Source organism: Citrobacter sp. CK189, from assembly GCF_030333505.1.
GTDB lineage: Bacteria > Pseudomonadota > Gammaproteobacteria > Enterobacterales > Enterobacteriaceae > Citrobacter_B > Citrobacter_B koseri.
In genome coordinates this window covers 150,584-167,609 of sequence record NZ_JAOWFV010000039.1, presented here as the reverse complement: position 1 = coordinate 167,609, position 17,026 = coordinate 150,584, and the positions used below count along the sequence as shown (strand labels likewise).

General features: G+C 54.3%; 18 protein-coding genes and 2 pseudogenes. 14 read left to right on the top strand and 6 right to left on the bottom strand.

Annotation, left to right across the window (positions count from 1 at the left end):
* The first annotated feature begins 41 nt into the window (after positions 1-41).
* Positions 42-1,286, top strand: a complete 1,245-nt coding sequence (sstT, locus tag OGV83_RS16495) for a serine/threonine transporter SstT (protein ID WP_012135229.1) — start codon at positions 42-44, stop codon at positions 1,284-1,286.
* A 93-nt stretch (positions 1,287-1,379) separates the two neighbouring features.
* Here the strand turns inward: sstT and OGV83_RS16490 are convergent, their stop codons facing one another.
* Together OGV83_RS16490 and uxaC are read right to left on the bottom strand one after the other, a co-directional pair.
* Positions 1,380-2,867 (bottom strand): UxaA family hydrolase, encoded by a 1,488-nt coding sequence (locus tag OGV83_RS16490; protein WP_153257879.1) that lies wholly within the window; start codon positions 2,865-2,867, stop codon positions 1,380-1,382.
* 14 nt (positions 2,868-2,881) lie between these two features.
* The gene (gene uxaC, locus OGV83_RS16485; RefSeq protein WP_024130971.1) at positions 2,882-4,294 is read right to left on the bottom strand and encodes a glucuronate isomerase; all 1,413 of its coding nucleotides are present in this window, start codon (positions 4,292-4,294) and stop codon (positions 2,882-2,884) included.
* Between the two features lie 472 nt (positions 4,295-4,766).
* Between uxaC and OGV83_RS16480 the strand changes: the two genes are divergently transcribed.
* From OGV83_RS16480 to OGV83_RS16430, 11 genes and pseudogenes are all read left to right on the top strand, one after another.
* Positions 4,767-6,068, top strand: coding sequence for an MFS transporter (locus OGV83_RS16480; protein ID WP_047463898.1), 1,302 nt, complete (start codon positions 4,767-4,769; stop codon positions 6,066-6,068).
* A 142-nt stretch (positions 6,069-6,210) separates the two neighbouring features.
* Complete coding sequence (exuR, locus tag OGV83_RS16475) at positions 6,211-6,987, top strand: transcriptional regulator ExuR (RefSeq protein WP_012135233.1); 777 nt, start codon at positions 6,211-6,213, stop codon at positions 6,985-6,987.
* A gap of 349 nt (positions 6,988-7,336) precedes the next feature.
* Positions 7,337-7,999 carry a DedA family general envelope maintenance protein YqjA gene (gene yqjA, locus OGV83_RS16470; RefSeq protein ID WP_012135234.1) on the top strand — a complete coding sequence of 221 codons (663 nt, stop codon included), beginning with the start codon at positions 7,337-7,339 and terminating at the stop codon, positions 7,997-7,999.
* A 3-nt stretch (positions 8,000-8,002) separates the two neighbouring features.
* Positions 8,003-8,386, top strand: a complete 384-nt coding sequence (mzrA, locus tag OGV83_RS16465; RefSeq protein ID WP_012135235.1) for an EnvZ/OmpR regulon moderator MzrA — start codon at positions 8,003-8,005, stop codon at positions 8,384-8,386.
* 147 nt (positions 8,387-8,533) lie between these two features.
* The gene (locus tag OGV83_RS16460; RefSeq protein WP_049010354.1) at positions 8,534-8,902 is read left to right on the top strand and encodes a DUF1090 domain-containing protein; all 369 of its coding nucleotides are present in this window, start codon (positions 8,534-8,536) and stop codon (positions 8,900-8,902) included.
* A gap of 41 nt (positions 8,903-8,943) precedes the next feature.
* Positions 8,944-9,249 carry an ElaB/YgaM/YqjD family protein gene (locus tag OGV83_RS16455; RefSeq protein ID WP_012135237.1) on the top strand — a complete coding sequence of 102 codons (306 nt, stop codon included), beginning with the start codon at positions 8,944-8,946 and terminating at the stop codon, positions 9,247-9,249.
* 2 nt (positions 9,250-9,251) lie between these two features.
* Positions 9,252-9,657, top strand: a pseudogene (locus OGV83_RS16450) (phage holin family protein).
* Positions 9,647-9,946, top strand: coding sequence for a YqjK-like family protein (locus OGV83_RS16445; RefSeq protein WP_012135239.1), 300 nt, complete (start codon positions 9,647-9,649; stop codon positions 9,944-9,946). Before OGV83_RS16450 ends, OGV83_RS16445 begins: the two are co-directional and overlap by 11 nt.
* A 277-nt stretch (positions 9,947-10,223) precedes the next feature.
* Positions 10,224-10,616, top strand: coding sequence for a DoxX family protein (locus OGV83_RS16440; RefSeq protein ID WP_012135240.1), 393 nt, complete (start codon positions 10,224-10,226; stop codon positions 10,614-10,616).
* A gap of 68 nt (positions 10,617-10,684) precedes the next feature.
* Positions 10,685-11,680, top strand: coding sequence for a glutathione S-transferase family protein (locus OGV83_RS16435; RefSeq protein ID WP_248623402.1), 996 nt, complete (start codon positions 10,685-10,687; stop codon positions 11,678-11,680).
* A gap of 158 nt (positions 11,681-11,838) precedes the next feature.
* Positions 11,839-12,204: a DUF805 domain-containing protein gene (locus OGV83_RS16430; protein ID WP_012135242.1), complete on the top strand. Its 366-nt coding sequence runs from the start codon at positions 11,839-11,841 to the stop codon at positions 12,202-12,204.
* A gap of 89 nt (positions 12,205-12,293) precedes the next feature.
* On the opposite strand, the gene yhaJ is transcribed toward OGV83_RS16430, so the two are convergent.
* Positions 12,294-13,190, bottom strand: a complete 897-nt coding sequence (gene yhaJ, locus OGV83_RS16425; protein ID WP_012135243.1) for a DNA-binding transcriptional regulator YhaJ — start codon at positions 13,188-13,190, stop codon at positions 12,294-12,296.
* Positions 13,191-13,294: 104 nt separating this feature from the next.
* Between yhaJ and OGV83_RS16420 the strand changes: the two genes are divergently transcribed.
* The gene (locus tag OGV83_RS16420) at positions 13,295-13,996 is read left to right on the top strand and encodes a pirin family protein (protein ID WP_047461083.1); all 702 of its coding nucleotides are present in this window, start codon (positions 13,295-13,297) and stop codon (positions 13,994-13,996) included.
* Positions 13,997-14,022: 26 nt separating this feature from the next.
* A complete protein-coding gene (locus OGV83_RS16415) occupies positions 14,023-14,187 on the top strand; it encodes a protein YhaL (RefSeq protein WP_047463896.1) in 165 nt (54 codons plus the stop codon).
* A 32-nt stretch (positions 14,188-14,219) separates the two neighbouring features.
* Here OGV83_RS16415 and OGV83_RS21655 read toward each other — a convergent pair.
* From OGV83_RS21655 to OGV83_RS16405, 3 genes and pseudogenes are all read right to left on the bottom strand, one after another.
* Positions 14,220-14,300: pseudogene (locus OGV83_RS21655) on the bottom strand (hypothetical protein); the annotation flags it as partial.
* A gap of 15 nt (positions 14,301-14,315) precedes the next feature.
* Positions 14,316-15,626: an L-cysteine desulfidase family protein gene (locus OGV83_RS16410; protein WP_248623403.1), complete on the bottom strand. Its 1,311-nt coding sequence runs from the start codon at positions 15,624-15,626 to the stop codon at positions 14,316-14,318.
* Positions 15,627-15,651: 25 nt separating this feature from the next.
* Positions 15,652-16,983, bottom strand: coding sequence for an SLC5/6 family protein (locus OGV83_RS16405; protein ID WP_248623404.1), 1,332 nt, complete (start codon positions 16,981-16,983; stop codon positions 15,652-15,654).
* Positions 16,984-17,026: the final 43 nt, after the last annotated feature.

The following is a 17,026-nucleotide window of genomic DNA, read 5'->3' as shown; positions in this document are numbered from 1 at the left end:
CGTGCAAAGGATGAACAACATCACACTGAAAGGATCATGAAATGACTACGCAACGTTCATCGGGGCTACTCCAGCGTTTGGTTCAAGGGAGCCTGGTTAAACAAATTTTAATTGGGCTTATACTGGGAATTTTACTGGCTTTAGTTTCAAAACCTGCCGCAGAGGCAACGGGTCTGCTGGGCACCCTGTTCGTTGGTGCGCTGAAAGCTGTCGCGCCGGTTCTGGTACTGACGCTGGTGATGGCGTCTATCGCCAACCATCAACACGGTCAGAAAACCAATATTCGCCCGATTTTGTGGATGTATCTGCTCGGCACATTTTCAGCCGCGCTGACGGCGGTTGTGGTGAGCTTCCTCTTTCCGTCCACGCTGCAACTGACGACTGGCGCCACGGATATCACGCCGCCGAGCGGCATTGTCCAGGTGATACACGGGCTGCTGATGAGCATCGTTGCGAACCCGATCCATGCGCTGATCAACGCCAACTACATCGGTATTCTGGTGTGGGCTATCGGCCTGGGCTTTGCGCTGCGCCACAGTAATCAAACCACCAAAAATCTGGTGAACGATCTGTCCGACGCCGTCACCTTTATTGTGAAACTGGTGATTCGTTTCGCGCCGATCGGTATCTTTGGCCTGGTCGCCTCAACGCTCGCCACTACGGGCTTCTCAGCACTGTGGGGCTATGCGCAACTGTTACTGGTGCTGATTGGCTGTATGGCGATTGTGGCGCTGGTCATCAACCCGCTGCTGGTCTTTTTACAGATCCGCCGCAACCCGTATCCGCTGGTTCTCACCTGCCTGCGTGAAAGCGGCGTGACCGCCTTCTTTACCCGTAGCTCCGCTGCAAATATTCCGGTGAATATGTCGCTGTGCGAAAAACTGAATCTGGACAGAGATACCTATTCTGTTTCCATCCCGCTGGGAGCAACCGTCAATATGGCCGGTGCGGCAATCACGATTACCGTGCTGACGCTGGCGGCGGTGTATACGCTGGGTATTCCGGTTGATCTGCCGACGGCGCTGCTGCTAAGCGTGGTGGCATCGCTGTGCGCATGCGGCGCTTCTGGCGTGGCGGGCGGTTCACTGCTGCTGATCCCGCTGGCGTGCAACATGTTCGGTATTCCGAACGAAATCGCCATGCAGGTGGTTGCGGTTGGCTTCATTATCGGCGTGTTGCAGGACTCCTGCGAGACCGCAATCAACTCCTCTACCGACGTTATGTTTACCGCCGCGGTATGTCAGGCGGAAGACGCGCGTTTAGCGAAAAGCGCGCTGCGTAGCTAAATAACCACAAGCCTGATGGCGCTGCGCTTATCAGGCCTACAACGCCCCACTCACAGGCCGGATAAGACGTTTACGTCGCCATCCGGCATTGTTTTACAGCGTTACACCGCTTTTGAAAATCGCCAGCTCGCGGAAATCATTGCGTTCATTGCAGGTCTGCTTGCCGTTGGCAAACGCCACAATCGTATCCACAAATTCATTCAACAACTGCGGCATCGCCTTACCGTGAATCAACTGCCCGGCGTCAAAATCGATCCAGTGCTTCTTCTTCGCCGCCAGTTCGCTGTTGGTGGCGATCTTCACCGTCGGGACAAACCCGCCATATGGCGTACCGCGGCCGGTACTGAACAGCACCATGTGGCAACCCGCGCCCGCCAGCGCGCTGGTGGCGACCGCATCGTTGCCTGGCGCGCTTAACAGATTCAGACCGCGCGTTTTCAGGCGCTCACCGTAGCGCAGCACATCCACAACCTGGCTGGAACCCGCCTTCTGCGTGCACCCCAGAGACTTGTCTTCCAGCGTCGTAATCCCGCCCGCCTTGTTACCCGGCGACGGATTCTCATAAATCGGCTGGTCATGAGCGATAAAGTATTGCTTGAAGTCATTGACCATTGTCACCAGTTTTTCAAACGTCTCTTCATCACGGCAATGGCTCATCAACAGCTGTTCTGCACCGAACATTTCCGGCACTTCCGTCAGCACCGTCGTCCCGCCGTTGGCGATAACATAGTCGGAGAAGCGACCCAGCATCGGGTTCGCGGTAATACCGGACAACCCATCTGAACCGCCGCATTCCAGACCAAACTTAAGTTCGCTCAGTTTGCCCGGCACGCGTTTGTCATGGCGCATCACGTTATACAACTGATGAAGATGCTCAACGCCCGCCTCCACTTCATCGTCCTGCTGTTGGCAGGTCATAAAATGAACGCGTTCAGGGTCGAACTCGCCCAGCGTCTCGCGAAAGGCATCCACCTGATTGTTTTCGCAACCCAGTCCAATCACCAGCACCGCCCCCGCATTCGGGTGACGCACCATGTTTTGCAGCATGGTGCGGGTATTGATGTGATCGTCGCCAAGCTGAGAACAGCCGTAGGTGTGGCTGAAGAGGAAAACGCCGTCAGTTCCTTCGGCATCAAAAGTCTCTTTCAGGAAACGGTTCTGGATCTGCCGCGCAATGCCGTTGACACAGCCGACGGTCGGCAGAATCCACAGCTCATTGCGCACGCCGACGTCTCCGTTGGCACGGCGATAAATCTGTACATCGCGATCCGCCGGTTGTACTTCAGGGGCCTGAAAATCGGGTTGATAGCTGTACTCATCCAAATCGCTGAGGTTAGTCCGGGTATTGTGGGCATGAATATGCTCACCCGCCGCGACGTCCACCAACGTATGGCCGATAGGCAGACCATATTTGATGACGTCCTCCCCCTGCGCAATATCGCGTAAGGCAAACTTATGACCGCGTACGACATCCTGGCGTAACGTCACAGTATGGTTATCGACGCTGACCTCAGCGCCCTGCGTTAAATCGGCCAACGCTACCGCAACGTTATCCAGCGTATGGATCCTGATGTATTGCATATCAACCCCAGACCTTAGTTCAGTTCAATGGCGAAATAGTCGCGCGCATTGTTGAAGCAGATGTTTCGTACCATTTCACCCAGCAACTGGATATCCGCCGGTGCTTCGCCCGCATTAACCCAGCGGCCTATCATCTGGCACAGGATGCGACGGAAATATTCGTGACGGGTATAAGACAGGAAGCTGCGGCTGTCGGTCAGCATACCGACGAAGCGGCTCAGCAGGCCAAGCTGCGCCAGTTGCGTCATCTGACGCTCCATCCCGTCTTTCTGATCGTTGAACCACCAGCCGGAACCAAACTGCATCTTGCCCGGCATCCCTTCGCCCTGGAAGTTGCCGATCATGGTGCCCAGCACTTCGTTATCGCGCGGGTTCAGACAGTACAGGATAGTTTTCGGTAGCAGATTTTCTTCATTCTGCTTGCTCAGCAATTTTGACAGCTCTTCCGCCAGCGGACGATCGTTGATGGAATCGAAGCCGACATCCGGCCCCAGCAGTTTGAACTGGCGCTGGTTGTTATTACGCAGCGCGCCGATGTGGTACTGCTGTACCCAACCGCGACGCGCATATTCCGCGCCCAGCCACACCAGTACGGCCGTTTTGAACTGCGCGACCTCATGCTCGCTCAGGGTCTCACCCGCCAGACGGCGCGCCAGAATGCTGTCCAGTTCAGCGTCGCTGGCTTCAGCAAACATAACGACGTCAAGCGCGTGGTCAGAAACCTTACAGCCGTGGGCGGCAAAATGATCCAGACGCTGAGTCAGCGCGGCTTGCAGATCGGTGAAGCGGCGAATATCGGTATCCGATGCTTCGCCCAGCTTCGTCATGTAATCGCCAAAGGTTGCCTGCTCAATGTTGAACGCTTTATCAGGACGCCAGCTCGGCAGCACTTTAACGGTGAACGTGCTGTCTTTCGCGACCGTGGCGTGGTGCTCCAGCGAATCGACAGGATCGTCGGTGGTGCCGACCATTTTTACATTCATCTGCTGCATGATTCCCCGCGCGGAGAATGCATCCTGCGCCAGCAATTCATTGCAACGATCCCAGATCTCATCTGCCGTCGCAGGCGACAGCAGCTTACCTGTAATACCAAATGGGCGACGCAGTTCAAGGTGCGTCCAGTGATATAACGGGTTGCCGATCGTGTGCGGCACCGTGGCGGCCCAGGCGTCGAACTTCTCACGATCGGACGCATCGCCCGTACACAGACGCTCAGCAACGCCGTTGGTGCGCATCGCCCGCCATTTATAGTGGTCGCCTTTCAGCCAGATATCATACAGGTTGTTAAAACGGTAGTTTTCCGCGATCTGCTGCGGCGGCAGGTGGCAATGATAGTCGAAGATGGGCTGATCTTTTGCGTAATCATGGTACAGACGGCGGGCAAACTCGGTATCCAGCAGAAAATCTTCAGTCATAAACGGGGTCATTATCGTCTTCCTCTCAACGAGTGCGTCAGATTGCTTATGTTTTGATGCTGTCAAAGTTATCACACCAATTTCCAGACCCTGAAGATATTTTCGTGAGTTGGATCAATAAAAACCAACAAATAAATTACCCCTAAAAGAGTAAACAGCGCTCCAGGCCGCGCCATTGCTGGTATTTCTAAATCGAAATAATGACCACACTAAGAATCCTGCATTTGTGATGTCACTCACCTTTTGAAGTTGTATGACAAGTTATCTTTCTGGCCGTCGCGATACATAAGCCGACGGAATGCAAAGTTATCGATGGTTAAGACATCGAATTGACCGGTACGGAAACCGAATTAGCACGATGACTCATGGCAACGTTCGGGGCGTACCGGCTTTTTTTCGGTTATCCCGTCGTCAATAACTTCCCCGCTCAGCGCAGGAAGATAACCGCGATTGTTGCGGAAATAACAAAACGATGAGGTTTTACATGCGTAAAATTAAAGGGTTACGTTGGTACATGATTGCACTGGTGACATTAGGCACCGTGCTGGGCTATCTGACGCGTAACACTGTGGCGGCGGCTGCGCCAACGCTGATGGAAGAGTTACACATCTCCACACAACAGTATTCCTATATCATCGCAGCCTATTCTGCTGCTTACACTGTCATGCAACCCGTAGCCGGTTACGTACTGGATGTTCTCGGTACGAAGGTGGGTTACGCCATGTTCGCCGTTCTGTGGGCCGTATTCTGCGGCGCAACCGCACTGGCTGGAAGCTGGGGCGGCCTGGCGCTGGCGCGCGGCGCGGTCGGCGCTGCTGAAGCCGCGATGATTCCAGCGGGCCTGAAAGCCAGCTCTGAATGGTTCCCAGCAAAAGAACGCTCCATTGCGGTCGGCTACTTTAACGTCGGCTCTTCCATCGGCGCGATGATTGCGCCTCCGCTGGTCGTCTGGGCTATCGTGATGCACAGCTGGCAGATGGCGTTTATTATTTCCGGCGTGCTGAGCTTCATCTGGGCAATGGCCTGGCTGGTGTTCTATAAACACCCGCGCGACCAGAAAAAGCTGACGGATGCAGAACGCGACTACATCATTGGCGGTCAGGAAGCGCAGCACAAAGACAATACTGCGAAGAAAATGTCTCTCGCGCAGATCCTGCGTAACCGCCAGTTCTGGGGTATCGCTCTGCCACGTTTCCTGGCGGAACCGGCATGGGGAACCTTCAACGCCTGGATCCCGCTGTTCATGTTTAAAGTGTACGGCTTTAACCTGAAAGAGATTGCCATGTTCGCCTGGATGCCCATGCTGTTTGCCGACTTAGGCTGCATCATCGGCGGTTATCTGCCGCCGCTGTTCCAGCGCTGGTTCGGCGTAAACCTGATCGTCTCCCGTAAAATGGTCGTTACCCTGGGCGCGCTGCTGATGATTGGCCCAGGCATGATCGGCCTGTTCACCAGTCCGTATATCGCCATCATGCTGCTTTGCATCGGCGGTTTCGCTCACCAGGCGCTGTCCGGCGCGCTGATTACGCTCTCTTCTGACGTCTTTGGCCGTAATGAAGTGGCAACCGCGAATGGCCTGACCGGGATGTCCGCCTGGCTGGCGAGCACATTGTTTGCTCTGGTGGTCGGCGCGCTGGCTGACACCATCGGCTTCAGCCCGCTGTTCGCGGTACTGGCGGTGTTCGACCTGCTCGGCGCGCTGGTTATCTGGACGGTGCTGCAAAACAAACCGGCCAGCGAGGCGGGGCCAGGGTCGCAGGTCAATCACCCCGCAACGCAAAGTTGACCTGACCTGCGCCATCATCCAACAAGGTTTACTCATCCAAAGCCGCCTGTTAAACAGGCGGCTTTTTCAACGGTACAAGTGGAGCCAGCCTCGCAAAAGTGGTATAACAAATATAGTCTGCCGTCTTATGCCTGGAGCGCATATGGAAATCACCGAACCACGACGTTTGTATCAACAACTTGCTGCTGACCTGAAAGAGCGCATCGAACAGGGCGTCTACCTTGTGGGCGATAAACTCCCTGCCGAACGCTTTATTGCCGATGAGAAAAACGTCAGCCGTACGGTGGTTCGTGAAGCGATTATCATGCTGGAGGTCGAAGGCTACGTAGAAGTCCGCAAAGGTTCCGGCATCCACGTCATTTCAAATCAACCGAAATATTATGTCGCCCCGGATGAAAATCTTGAGTTTGCCAATTATGGCCCGTTCGAACTTCTCCAGGCGCGCCAGTTGATAGAAAGCAATATTGCCGAGTTTGCCGCCACGCAGGTGACGAAACAGGACATTATGAAGCTGATGGAAATCCAGGAGAAAGCGCGTAACGAAAAATGTTTCCGCGACTCCGAATGGGATCTCCAGTTCCATGTGCAGGTCGCGCTGGCGACGCAAAATACCGCGCTGGCCGCCATTGTCGAAAAAATGTGGACTCAGCGCGTACATAACCCGTACTGGAAAAAACTGCACGATCATATTGATTCACGCACCGTCGATAACTGGTGCGACGATCATGACCATATTCTCAAGGCGCTGATTCGCAAAGATCCTCATGCCGCGAAACTGGCAATGTGGCAGCATCTGGAGAACACCAAACAGATGCTGTTTAACGAAACCAGCGACGATTTCGAATTTAACGCCGACCGCTATCTTTTTGCTGAAAATCCCGTTGTTCATCTGGACACCGCCGCTAACGGGGCAAAATAGACAATCTTACGCTGGCAGGCGCATCAGGGCGCCTGTCTGCGACGCCGCTCAGTAAGCGTAAGATATAAAGTGTCAGCCTGTGTAAATCCTCTCGCCACCCACCTTTGTGATAAGCAAAATCATATTTTAACGACGTGCGATTTCTATAACGGACTACGTCGACCTTTGTTACAATTAGATGCATTTTGAATTTTTGTGTGTTAGTGCTTGCTTACTTCACAACTTAACAAGGAATGGTTCAGGCCGCGATTTTGCGCCCGTCCGCAACCCAAGTAAAAAATGAATAATGTTGCGGTATTGCAAACTCAAAAAACCGGCGTGACGTTAACCGATTCTCCAGGAATACTGAATGGAACTACTGACTCAATTACTGAATGCCCTGTGGGCTCAGGATTTTGAAACACTCGCCAACCCTTCCATGATTGGCATGCTTTATTTCGTACTATTTATGATTTTGTTCCTGGAAAATGGGTTGCTTCCTGCTGCCTTTTTACCTGGTGACAGTTTGCTGGTGCTGGTCGGCGTACTTATCGCCAAAGGCGCAATGGGGTTTCCGCAAACGCTCCTGCTGTTAACCGTGGCCGCCAGCCTGGGCTGCTGGGTCAGTTATATTCAGGGGCGATGGCTGGGCAACACGCGTATTGTACAAAACTGGCTGTCGCATCTGCCCGCGCATTATCATCAGCGCGCTCACCATTTGTTCCATAAACATGGCCTGTCCGCGCTGTTAATTGGCCGTTTTATCGCTTTCGTTCGTACCTTGTTACCCACTATCGCGGGTCTGTCCGGCCTTAATAACGCGCGCTTTCAATTCTTTAACTGGATGAGCGGGTTGTTGTGGGTCCTGATCCTGACCTCGCTGGGTTACTTGCTGGGCAAAACGCCTGTATTCCTGAAGTATGAAGACCAACTGATGTCATGTCTGATGCTGCTGCCGGTGGTACTGCTGGTCTTTGGGCTGGCGGGTTCGTTGGTGGTGCTCTGGAAAAAGAAATACGGAAATCGGGGATAGAGTATGGTGAAACCACACATAACGCTTCGACAACTGGCCTGGACAACCTCTTTTCTCGTGCTGATGAGCGTGCTTTTTCTCGTCTGGTCGACCATTCGCCAGCAGGAATCCACGCTGGCCATTCGCGCCATCCATCAGGGCGTCAGTATGCCGGACGGCTTTTCCATCTGGCATCATCTGGACGCTAACGGCATTCGCTTCAAAAGCATCACTCCACAAAATGACGCGCTGCTTATTACGTTTGACTCCAGCGCGCAAAGCGCGGCGGCTAAGGCCGTGCTGGACAGAACGTTGCCGCATGGCTATATCATCGCCCAACAGAACGGCGATAGCCAGGCCGTACAGTGGTTGACCCGCTTACGGGATAACCCACATCGCTTCGGTTAATGTCCAGGAATCCGAATCATATCACCCACTTTGGTGATTTCGCCGTTTACTGACTATGATTAATAAGGCGGACTTATTGTCCGCCGTGTTATGACCTGGATCATCGTCCCCCGGTAACGGGTTCGAATCACAATGGAAGGTTCAAGAATGAAATACCGCATCGCTTTCGCTATTACCCTTTTCACGCTCAGTGCAGGCAGCTATGCCAATACCCTCTGTCAGGAAAAAGAGCAGGATATACAGAAGGAAATTAGCTACGCCGAAAAGCACAACAACCAGAACCGCATTAATGGTTTGAATAAAGCGCTCAGCGAACTCAGAGCAAACTGCACCGACAGTAAACTGCGTGCTGACCATCAGAAAAAGATCGCAAAACAAAAAGATGAGATTGCTGAACGTCAGCGTGATCTGGTCGAAGCAAAACAAAAAGGCGATGCGGATAAAATTGCGAAACGTGAACGCAAGCTGGCTGAAGCTCAGGATGACCTGAAAAAGCTTGAGGCACGCGACTACTAAGTCAAATCAAACGTTAACGACTCACTCACCTGGAGAAAACTATGTCGAAAGATAACACTACGGAACATCTGCGCGCTGAGTTGAAATCCCTGGCTGATACGCTCGAAGAGGTGCTTAGCTCCTCTGGCGATAAGTCGAAAGAAGAGTTGAGTAAGATTCGTAGCAAAGCCGAGCGCGCGCTGAAAGAAAGCCGCAACCGTCTGGGCGAAACCGGCGATGCGATTGCCAAACAAACCCGCGAAGCCGCAGCGCGCGCTGACGACTATGTACGCGAGAACCCGTGGACGGGCGTCGGCATTGGCGCAGCCGTTGGTGTGGTGCTGGGCGTACTGCTGACGCGTCGTTAATTATGGCGGATTCTCATCACGCGCAGGGGCCAGGCAAAAGCGTTCTGGGCATCGGGCAGCGGATTGTCACTATCCTTGTTGAGATGGTAGAAACCCGACTGCGACTGGCGGTTGTGGAACTGGAAGAGGAAAAAGCGAATCTCTTTCAGCTTCTGCTGATGCTGGGGCTGACCATGCTTTTCGCGGCGTTCGGTCTGATGAGCCTGATGGTGCTTATCATCTGGGCGGTTGACCCTCAGTATCGCCTCAATGCAATGATCGCCACCACCGTTGTGTTGCTGGTTCTGGCGCTGATCGGCGGACTCTGGACGTTACACAAAGCCCGCCAGTCAACGCTGTTACGCCATACGCGTCATGAACTGGCTAACGACCGGCAACTTCTGGAGGATGATAAGCCGTGAGCAGTAAAGTCGAACGTCAAAAGCGTAAGGCGTTGCTGCTCAGCCAAATCCAGCAGCAAAGGCTGGACCTTTCAGCCGGTCGTCGCGACTGGCTGGAAGCGACGGACAGCTGGGATCGCGGCTGGAACACGCTGATCAGCCTGCGTTCCTGGGCGCTGGTCGGCAGCAGCGTTATGGCTATCTGGACAATTCGCCACCCGAATCTGCTGGTGCGCTGGGCAAAACGCGGTTTTGGCATCTGGAGCGCCTGGCGGCTGGTCAAAAGCACGATCCGAAAACAGCAGCTGCGCGGCTGATTCCTGCACCCTTCCTCCTCGCCATCCGGCATAACGCCCGATGGCGCTACGCTTATTGGGCCTACGTATTGCTGTTAATCCAATAAGGTGTTTACACCGCCATTCGGCAATTTGTGCCCTGTCACTCAAAATTTTTGAAAATTATTGACAGTTTTCCTTGCTAACAATTGTTACATGTCACGTTTATGATTCTCTCCATCAACCGCAACGACGCGACATTCCGCGTGATTGCACAAAAAATGAAATCAGCAGCCTGAGTGGTTCCCTGGAGAGTAAAATGAAAAAATTAGAAGATGTTGGTGTACTGGTAGCGCGCATTCTGATGCCCATTCTGTTTATCACCGCAGGTTGGGGAAAAATCACCGGTTATGCGGGTACCCAACAATACATGGAAGCGATGGGGGTTCCGGGGTTCCTGTTACCGCTGACTATCCTGCTTGAGTTTGGCGGCGGTCTGGCGATTCTGTTCGGTTTCCTGACCCGTACAACGGCGCTGTTTACCGCAGGCTTTACCCTGCTGACCGCGTTCATCTTCCACAGCAACTTTGCGGAAGGCGTGAACTCACTGATGTTCATGAAAAACCTGACCATCGCAGGCGGTTTCCTGCTGCTGGCCATCACGGGGCCGGGCGCATTCAGCATCGACCGCGTCCTGAATAAAAAGTGGTAAGCACGCTATACTGAATCAAAAAACGAGGGGATATTCTCCTCGTTTTTGCTATCTGGAGGAGAGAGAAAATGGGACAACTGATTGACGGCGTATGGCATGACACCTGGTATGACACCAAGTCTACGGGGGGGAAATTTCAACGTTCTGTATCGGCTTTCCGTAACTGGCTCACCGCTGATGGCGCGCCGGGTCCGACTGGCGAAGGGGGCTTTGCCGCCGAAAAAGATCGCTATCACCTGTATGTTTCACTTGCCTGCCCGTGGGCGCATCGCACGCTGATCCTGCGCAAGCTCAAGGGGCTGGAACCGTTTATCTCCGTTTCTGTTGTGAATCCGCTGATGCTGGAGAATGGCTGGACGTTTGATGATAATTTCCCGGCGGCAACCGGTGATACGCTGTATCAACACGAGTTTCTGTATCAACTCTATCTGCATGCCGATCCGCACTACAGCGGTCGCGTCACCGTACCGATATTGTGGGATAAAAAGAATCACACCATCGTCAGTAATGAATCGGCGGAAATCATTCGCATGTTCAATACCGCATTCGATGCGCTGGGCGCCAAAGCCGGGGATTACTACCCGACGGCCCTGCGCGGAAAAATTGACGAGCTCAATAGCTGGATTTATGACAACGTCAACAACGGCGTGTACAAAGCCGGGTTCGCCACCAGCCAGCAGGCCTATGATGAAGCCGTAGAGAAAGTGTTCGAGTCACTGGCGCGTCTGGAGCAAATCCTGGGGCAGCATCGTTACCTGACCGGCGACCAGTTAACCGAGGCGGACATTCGCCTGTGGACCACGCTGGTGCGTTTTGACCAGGTTTACGTTACGCACTTCAAGTGCGACAAATACCGCATCAGCGATTACCTGAATCTTTATGGTTTCCTGCGCGATATCTGGCAGATGCCCGGCATTGCGGAAACCGTCAACTTCGACCATATCCGTAACCACTACTTCCGTAGCCACAAAACCATCAACCCGACGGGGATTATCTCCATCGGCCCGTTGCAGGATCTCAATGAGCCTCACGGGCGCGACGTCCGCTTTGCAAAAGCGGGATAATCCTCTTACGCCGCCACCAGGAAACAGCCTGATGGCGGCGCTAACTCGCCTTACCCGCCCGGTGCATTAAACACATTAATCATTCGAATATTTACCACCATTCCATTCACGGCTATTCTTATTTAAAAACAAGTGATTGACCGTATGTTGAGGCGAAAATGGACTGGTATTTAAAAGTATTGAAGAACTATATCGGCTTTGGCGGCCGCGCGCGTCGTAAAGAGTACTGGATGTTTATTCTGGTCAACGTCATTTTTACGTTCGTGCTGGGCGTGCTGGACAAGATGTTCGGCTGGCAACGCGCCGGGGGCGAAGGCGTGCTGACAACCATTTATGGCATTCTGATTTTCTTACCGTGGTGGGCAGTACAGTTCCGTCGGTTGCATGATACCGATCGTTCCGCATGGTGGCTGTTACTGCTCCTCATCCCTGTTATTGGCTGGCTGGTCATCATCCTCTTTAACTGCCAGAACGGTACGCCAGGCGAAAACCGCTTCGGGCAGGACCCTAAAATTCTGCCCTGAAGTGAAGCCGGTAGATGCCTGATGGCGCTGCGCTTATCAGGCCTACGCGAGCGCCTGCACCACCATCCGGCTAAACCGGGCTTGCGCTCTTATCTGCTGGCAAACAGTTTCGGGATTTCCCGCAGGCACCAGGCTTTCGCCTCGCCCATGCTGTCGCGTCGCCAGGCCATAATAATATCAATTTCACTGGTCGATTCCGGGCTGACGACCCGCAGTCTTCCTTGTGCAATATCCTGTTCGACCAGCGGATACGGCATGGTCGCGACGCCCAGCCCGGCCAGCAAGGCCTGACGTTTGTCTTCAATGGTACTCACCGTCAGGCGCGGCTGTTTGTCCAGCAGTTGCACGGTCAATACCGGTCGCTCGCGGGCGGTATCCGCCACCGCCACACCACGATATTTCACGCGGGTCACTTCAGACAGCGGCTCCGGTTCTTGGTGAATCGGATGGTCCGGTGCCGCCACGTAGACGTTCATCAGCGTATACAGCTTGCGGGAGTTAATTTCTGACGACGAGCGGAAATGCATATCCGGTGCAATCACAATATCGGCCCGCCCCTGCTCCAGACGCTCCCAGGCGCCCGCCAGCACTTCCGTGATCACCGAAAGCTGGGTGTTGGCTTTCGCGGCCAGTCGGTCAATCAGCGGGAAGAAGGCTGAGGTCGGCACCAGCGCTTCTGTCACCAGCGTCAGGTGCGTTTCCCAACCGCGCGCCAGCGCTTCGGCATCGGTGGTCAGCTTGTCTGCCGCTTCCAGCAATACGCGCCCGCGTTCCAGCAGCATACGCCCCACGTTGGTGAATTTTGTCCGATGGCCGGAGCGGTCAAACAGCACCACATCCAGCTCTTCTTCCAGTTTTTGCATGGTGTAGCTGAGCGCGGATGGTACGCGACCTAACTCATCTGCCGCCGCCGCGAAGCTCCCGCGTCGATCTATTGCGTCCATGACGCGTAACGCTTCCAGTGTTAACGCCCTTTCTTTGGCCATATCGTTCTCATTCAGGAAATTTGAACATACCGGGCAGAATATCTGGCTAACAATGCAGCGTCCAGCCCCTTAACATAAAAGGAAGTAAAGAGAGGTCAAGAATTATGATTACTACCCGAACAGCCAAACAGTGCGGACAGGCAGACTACGGATGGTTGCAGGCCCGTTATACCTTCTCCTTTGGACACTACTTCGACCCTAAACTGCTGGGCTATGCCTCCCTGCGCGTACTCAACCAGGAAGTGCTGGCGCCGGGCGCCTCCTTCCAGCCGCGCACCTACCCGAAGGTGGATATTTTAAACCTGATTCTGGAAGGCGAAGCGGAATATCGCGACAGCGAAGGCAATCATGTCCAGGCGAAAGCGGGCGAAGCCCTGCTGCTCGCCACGCAGCCAGGCATTAGCTATAGCGAGCATAACCTCAGTAAAGATAAGTCGCTTACCAGGATGCAGCTATGGCTGGACGCCTGTCCTGAGCGGGAAAACCCGTTGGTACAGAAAACCACGCTAACTGCGAGCAAACAGCAACTCCTCGCCTCCCCGGATGGAGAACAGGACAGCCTGCAATTACGCCAGCAGGTCTGGGTGCACCATATTGAGCTGAAAAAAGGCGAGTCGCTGAGCTTTCAACTGCATGGCCCACGCGCCTATTTGCAGTCGATTCACGGTACGTTTCATGCGGTAACGCATAACGAGGAGCGAGAAGCGCTTACCTGCGGCGACGGCGCATTTATTCGTGATGAAGCTAACATAACGTTAGTTGCCGACACGCCATTGCGCGCTTTACTGATAGATTTGCCTGTGTAGTCAGAAAAAATAAGGGAGTTATGACTGTGAGCAAAAAATCGGCTAAAAAGCATCAATCCGTAACCCAACCCGCAGCACAGGATGCGGCAAACGCGCCCGGGAAATTTGGCTACGAGGAGATGCTAACCGAACTGGAAGCTATCGTCGCGGATGCAGAGATCCGGTTAGCGGAAGAAGATGAAGCCGCCTGAAAAGGCGGCTTCTGATTTCCGATAAACGCAATGCCGGATGGTGGCGTAAACGCCTTATCCGGCCTACAAACACAAGTTACTGTAGGCCTGATAAGCGCAGCGCCATCAGGCAAACCCGCGCCACCGGGTTAATGCGCCTTACTGGCCATAATTTCGATAACCTGACGGTCGGTTTGCTGCATTGCATGACAGGCCAACGCGCACAAATTCGAAATAGATTGCTCGACGTTATGCGCCACAATTCCTTCGTTGCCGGTTACCGCCGTATCATCCAGCGCCATTAACACCGCTTTCCAGGCCGCAGACGCGCTGGTCGATACCTTCATCGCACAGCTATTCGATGCGCCGTCGCATATCATCCCGCTCACGTCGCCGATCATACTGCTGATCGCCATCGCAATCGTGTTATAGCGGCCATCCATCAGCCACGCCATTCCTGCCGCCGCCCCCATTGCCGCCGTGGTCGCCGCACAGAGCGCTGACAGGCGTGGAAGCTGATGGTGAATGTAGATCGCGCTCAGGTGCGAGAGCATCAGGGCGCGCGCCAGACGTTCGTCATCCGCCCCCACATGCTCCGCCACCACCATTACGGGAACCGTCGCGGTGATCCCCTGATTACCGGAGCCGGAGTTACTCATGGCTGGCAGCGTCGCGCCGCCCATCCGCGCATCCGAGGCTGCACTGGTGCGAATCAGGATCGCCGTTGACAGATCGTCCGCCAGCAGACCGCGTGCGCACTGCTTTTGCAACGTCGCCCCGATATGCAACCCCCAGGTGCCGCGCAATCCCTCCTGCGACAGCGCGCCGTTCAGTCTGGCAGACTCCAGAATAAAGCGGATTGACGCAAACGGCACCGCATTCACAAACGCCAGAATCTCTTCCAGCGAGGTCTTTGATAAGACCGACAGCGGCGATTCTTGCGCCTCCCCCTGCACGCTTTCGGTCTGCGTAAAGATCACCCCAGTGTGAGTTTCAATGCGCACGATATTGGTGTGCCCGCCGACGATCGTTACGCAGGCCCACGCATCGCCGCTGTACACTTTAGCGCGTGAGAAGAGGATGTCGTCGCATGGCTCCTGCAACATCACCGACACCTTCCCGGCAGCCAGCATCGCTTTCGCATCCGCAATCGCCCCCGAAGAGGCGTTTTTCAACACTTCCAGCCCCGCGCTGGCATCGCCGCCAAGCGCCCCCAGCGCTGCCGCAATGGGAAGCCCAACCATCCCGGTGCCCGGCACGGTGACGCCCAGGCCATTCTTCATCAGGTTCGGCGAGACCCACGCGTCAACGCGTTCAACTTCGCCGTCAAGTTCAGCCGCGGCAACCGCCGCCGCCAGCGCCAGAGAGACAGGTTCCGTACATCCCAGTGCCGGTTTTACCTCTTCTTGTACTGCGAGGATAAAACGCTGCCATAACGGATTTTCTGTAGACTCAAACATAACAACAACCTTACTTTCAGGAAGATCAAGCAAATGCCAGGAACGGAGAAACGCACAGCAGCAAACCCGTGACGATAATCAGATACAGAGACGCGCCCTTGTATTTGTGCAGTGCAGGAACTTTGTAGACCAGCCAGGCCGGGATCAAACATCCCACCATGCCGAAGATCGGGCTACAGATAGAGGTGAAACTCAGCACCGGCGCATTCAGCACAATGGCGCTCCAGGCCAGTAAGATGGCGAAAACCATAATGCCGCGCTGCACGAAGCGTTCGTTAATCTTCTCGACAGGCATTCTGCGGCGCAGCAGGTTCATCACAATTCCCTGAGTCGCTTCGCGAAAGCCTAAGTAAACGCCGAAGAACGCGGTCATAACGGCAAAGATATTCAGGATCACGCTGACCACTTTCACCCAGCCCGCACCCGCGCCGCTAATAAACTGCGCGGCGATCGCCAGTGCAGAGATGTTCTGCTCGTAGGCTTTGACCGCTTCGTCATGCCCCATCGCCAGGGTGAAAGAGACCGCGTAGAAAAAGACGGTAACAAACAGAATGCCGAACGCGATGTTCATGGCGCGCAGCGCTTTATGCCGTGCGACCTCAATGGATTTTTCGCGTGAACGATAAGAGATCACCATCGGACTCAAGGTCTGGATAAACAGGATGGAGGTCAGCGTAAACGGCAAGGTGATGATGGCGTTTTTAATCAACAGCGCCATCGGCGGCAGCGCGCCAATGTTGTACAAATGCCACATCCCGATCATTGAGACGCCGAGCGCCGCGACAACCAGCAGTTTAGTCAGCACCATGCCGGTCGAAATCTTGAACAGAAGCTGCTCGCCGCGTGACGAGATCGCCACCAGAATGCAAATCAGCACCAGTCCATAGAACGGGCTGTCGGAGAGCAAACCTTCCGTGACGCCAAAGGTGTGCAGATAAGAGGCGCTGTCGTTAGTGATGGCGGTGGAGTAGACAAACATCCAGATCACCAGCATCACAAAGTAGAGTGCGCCTAACAGGATGCCCCAGTTTTTCCCCAGATAGCCGCTGATGACGCTCGGGTAGTCTTTACATTCCGGGGACTCCGCCAGCGTGTTGATGAACAGGCGCTGGAACAGATACATCGCGGGATAGCCGATAATAGAGGAGAGTAAAAAGACCCACAGCCCCATTAAACCGACCTGCACCGGGAGAAAAACAATCCCCGCGCCGATCGCCATACCAATACTCATGATGACCCAGCCCGTGTCGGTGCTGTCGAATTTAATGGCTTCGCGCCATTCTCTTTCGGTCATCCCTGCCCGGCGCGCCGGAGCTGATGCGTCGAGTATTACGCTGTTATTCGTTGCCGTTTCCATTACGTTCTCGCTTAATATGTAGGTAGAGTTTTTTATTATTTTT